Raw genomic sequence first — 4,063 nt, 5'->3', positions numbered from 1 at the left:
TTCTGCCACTCATCCCGGATGACAAAGGCCACCTCGGCCCGATTGCTTTTCTGCCGGACGCCGGCCGCGGGGGCGCTCGCGGACTTCAGCAACCTCCCGGCTCCCTTCGCGCAGCCCGAAAATCGAGCCTCCCGAGCCGGCGGCCTTGCGGCCCCGGCGCATGATTCTTTTTTTGGCACTGCCCGGAGCCGCTTTACCGCCCCGTTGTTTCGCTTTAATTCGGGTCAAGATCTAAAACCTCATCAATAAATTGCAGCTGCATTGGTCGGCAAAGGCAATACAACAAGTTAAAAGCACACCCGGTAGCAGTCATCGCAGACCGCGCCGCCGGCCTGAATTACTCCCGGCCTGGATTTGCCGGGGAGCCGCCCGGATCCTCCGGGCCAAAAAAATCTGCCAACTGTTCTAAAATCATTTATCATATAATGCTTACTATCATACTTTATTTCAGCGGATTTGCTAATGACAAAGGTTGCCCTGGACAAGACCGCCGCCCTCGCTTCATCCCCCCCCGGCCGGCTCAAAACCCAACCCGTCCCCCTGAAGAACGGCGCGGCTTTCGATATCGCCGCCTACTGCCGGCGGATGGAGCAGTACCTCGGCGACCAGGAGGGCCCGGCCCGGCTCTTCTGGCAGGCCCTCTCCTTTGCCGTGACCGCCCACCAGGACCAGCGCCGCAAATCAGGCGAGGTCTATATCAGCCACCCCCTCCAGGTGGCCCAGATCCTGGTGGAAGAACTGGATGTCCGCGACCCGGAAATTCTCGCCGCCGCCGTTTTGCACGACACCATCGAGGATGTGCCGGAAATCACCACCGCCACCATCGGCGAGCTTTTCGGGGCCGACGTCGAGGCCACGGTGGAAGCCTGCACCAAGATCGCCAGCTTTTCCGGGGACCGCCAGAATTTCTACAAGATGGTCCATCGCAAGCTCTTCTCCGGGGCCGCCGCCCGTCTCGAGGTGATGCTGATCAAAATCGCCGACCGCCTCCACAACCTCCGCACCCTGGAGTCGATGCCCAAACACAAGCGCCAGAAGATCGCCGAGGAAACTCTGGACATCTACGCCCCCCTGGCCAAGGTCATGGGGCTTTACGCCATCAAGCGGGAATTGTACAACCTGGCCCTGACCTACAAGTTTCCCCGCCAGAGCCAGAAGGTCAACGCCCATATCGCCAAGCTGGCCACCAGCGAGGTCATGCTCGAAGTCAAGAAGACTCTGGATGAACTCTGCCGCCAGGCCTGGGTCAGCGCCGATATCCGGATCCGCCCCAAGGGCCTCTGGGCCTACTTCGACCCGACCCACAAGATTCTCCACAAAAGCATCGTCCATCCCCTGGAATTTGAAATCACCACCGACAGCATTCAGAACTGCTACCGAACCCTGGGCCTGATCGACCAGCAGTACCCCCCCATTCCCCGCACCATCCGCGACTTCATCGCCAATCCTAAGTCCACCGGCTACCAAAGCCTCCATGTCCGCTGCAACATCAAGGGCCAGCATATCCTGTTCAAGATCCGCACCCCGGAGATGCAGAACTCCTCCCGGGCCGGGCTGCTGCGGGGCTGGACCAGCCGGGGCAAGGGCGATGCCGCCGTGCTGACCCGGGAAGTGCGGGAAATGTTCGACCTGATGGGCAGCGACGACAGCAGCTCCTACCGGGACATGATCGCGGTCAGCGGCACCAAGGAAATTTACACCTACACCCCCAAGGGCGCCCTGATCGTCCTGCCCAAGGGCAGCATCGTCCTCGATTTCGCCTTCAAGATCCACACCGACATCGGCAAGCGCTGCGTCAACGCCCTGATCGGCCAGCAGAAGGTGGGGCCGGAACACCTGCTGCGGGACGGCGACCAGGTCAGCATCATGACCCGCACTGAACCGGTCCGCTTCGAGCCCGGCATTCAGCAGCTCTGCCAGACCCCCAAGGCCCGGGCGGAGCTGGCTAAGCTCTTCCGGGACCGACGCCTGGCCCTGGCCCTGGAAGTGGGCCGCTCCATCATCCACCAGGAACTCAAGCGTTACGGGGTACCGCTGGAGATCCTCGACAGCGGCGGCATGCAGGACATTCTCACCTATTTCCAGGCCGACTCCCGGGAAGAGCTGTTCCAGGCCGTCGGCGAGGGTCGCCTGCGCCTGCGGGAACTGGTCTTTGAACTGATCCAAGGCCTATACGCCGACCGCCCGACCCTGCAGCCCCCCACCGGTTCCCTCAACCGCATTTTCCTGGCCACCCTGGACCCGGCCTCGATCAAGTTTTCCCGCTGCTGCAACCCGGTCCCCACCGAAAGAGGGATTTACGCCCTGCTCAGCGAACGGGGCCTTTCCATCCACCGCAAGGAATGCCAGACCATGGCCAACCTCAAAGTCCAGCGGGAGGACGTGGTGGACGTGCGCTGGAACCTCAAGGCCACCAGGCTCTTCAAGCCCCAGACCCTGTTGATCCTGGCCGCCCCCTCGCGCAACCGGGTGCTGATGATGCTCAGCGTGGCCCCGGAGGAAATGCAGATCACCGATATCGAGCTGCTCTCCCGCCAATCCACCGCCCGGACCTCGGCCTGGCAGGTCCATTTCACCATCGAGAACCTGCACGGCCTCAAGCACCTGCTCCAGCACCTGGCCAAGACCGGCCTGACCTACGAGTTCGTGCTCGAACATTAAACCGGTTCCAGCAGGCGCCGCCGCCGGCTTGACCCTTGCGCCCCGAGCCCGGAACCTGTTAATCTTCCTTTTCAACCCTGAAACCCACAGCCCCGGACCTGCAAGATGCCCCAAACCCTGGAAAACTGGTTGCGCGAACTGGGCCTGGCCGAAGCCCTGGTCGTGGCCACCTCCTATCTCTACGCCGGCCTCTTTTTTCTGGTGCTGGCCGGGGTTTCCATCTGGGTGGCCCGACGCTGGCTGGCCCCCCTGCTGGAGGCCCGGGCCGCCCGGACCTCGGCCACTTGGGACAATATCCTGGCCGAGAAAGGGTTTTTCAACCGGGTGGCCTACCTGTTGCCGGTGGCGGTGCTTTATTTCACCATCGACGTGCTGTTCCCCGACGCCGACACCCTGGGGGAAATCCTGCGCCGGCTGCTGCTGACCGCCTTCGTCCTGGTGGTCCTGCGCAGCCTGGACGCCCTGCTGGGCGCGGCCAATCTGATCCTGGCCTCCCGGCCGGGGGTCAAGGGCAAGCCCCTCAAGGGCTATACCCAGGCCCTGACCCTGCTGTCCTACATCCTGGCCGGGATCTTCATCGTCGCCATTCTCACCGACAAATCGCCCTGGGGCCTGCTGACCCTGATGGGCGGCCTGACCGCCGTACTGCTGCTGATCTTCAAGGACACCATCCTGGGCTTCATCGCCGGCATCCAGCTTTCGGCCCACGACATGGTCCGGGTCGGCGACTGGATCGAGATGCCCAAGTACAACGCCGACGGCGATGTCATCGACGTCACCATCCACACCGTCAAGGTCCAGAACTGGGACCGGACCATCGCCACCATCCCCACCTACGCCCTGGTCTCCGATGCCTTCAAGAACTGGCGGGGGATGAGCGAGTCGGGCGGTCGCCGGATCATGCGGGCGATCAACATCGACATGAACTCGATCCGCTTCTGCACCCCGGAAATGCTGGAGCGCTTCGGCCAGATCGAAATCCTGGGCGACTACCTGCGGGAAAAAGAAAGGGAGATCGAGGAATACAACGCCAGCCACTGCCAGAACCCGCAAAACTGGGTCAACGGCCGCCACCAGACCAATATCGGGGTCTTCCGGGCCTATGTGGTCAACTATCTCCGCCGCCATCCCAAGATCCACCAAGAGATGACCTTTCTGATCCGCCACCTCCAGCCCACCGCCGAGGGCCTGCCCCTGCAGATTTACGTCTTTAGCAACGACCAGGTCTGGGCCAACTACGAGGCGATCCAGGCCGATATTTTCGATCATCTGCTGGCCGCCCTGCCCCATTTCGACCTGCGGATTTACCAGTATCCCTCGGGTTTTGATCTCCGCAGCCTGCGGGGCGGCTTCCTGGCGGGCGAAACGGACGGCCCGGCCGACGGGCCTTTGCCGACGGCAT

General features: G+C 62.5%; 2 protein-coding genes. Both read left to right on the top strand.

Translation table 11 applies throughout. The annotated features are described in order from the left end of the window. Positions 1–462: 462 nt before the first annotated feature. Positions 463–2,661, top strand: a complete 2,199-nt coding sequence (locus ACHHTY_RS11820; RefSeq protein WP_395494366.1) for a RelA/SpoT family protein — start codon at positions 463–465, stop codon at positions 2,659–2,661. Positions 2,662–2,766: 105 nt separating this feature from the next. Further along, positions 2,767–4,063 (top strand): mechanosensitive ion channel family protein (locus tag ACHHTY_RS11815; RefSeq protein ID WP_395494365.1); only part of this gene is annotated, 1,297 nt, incomplete at its 3' end.

This window comes from Desulfurivibrio nitratireducens (assembly GCF_044068515.1).
Taxonomy (GTDB): domain Bacteria; phylum Desulfobacterota; class Desulfobulbia; order Desulfobulbales; family Desulfurivibrionaceae; genus Desulfurivibrio.
The sequence above is the reverse complement of the archived record's forward strand: the minus strand, read 5'-3'. Positions and strand labels throughout refer to the sequence as shown.

Bases quoted from the DNA above. Each gene is read 5' to 3' on its own strand.
- ACHHTY_RS11820 (WP_395494366.1), top strand. From the start codon at position 463: ATGACAAAGGTTGCCCTGGACAAGACCGCCGCCCTCGCTTCATCCCCC.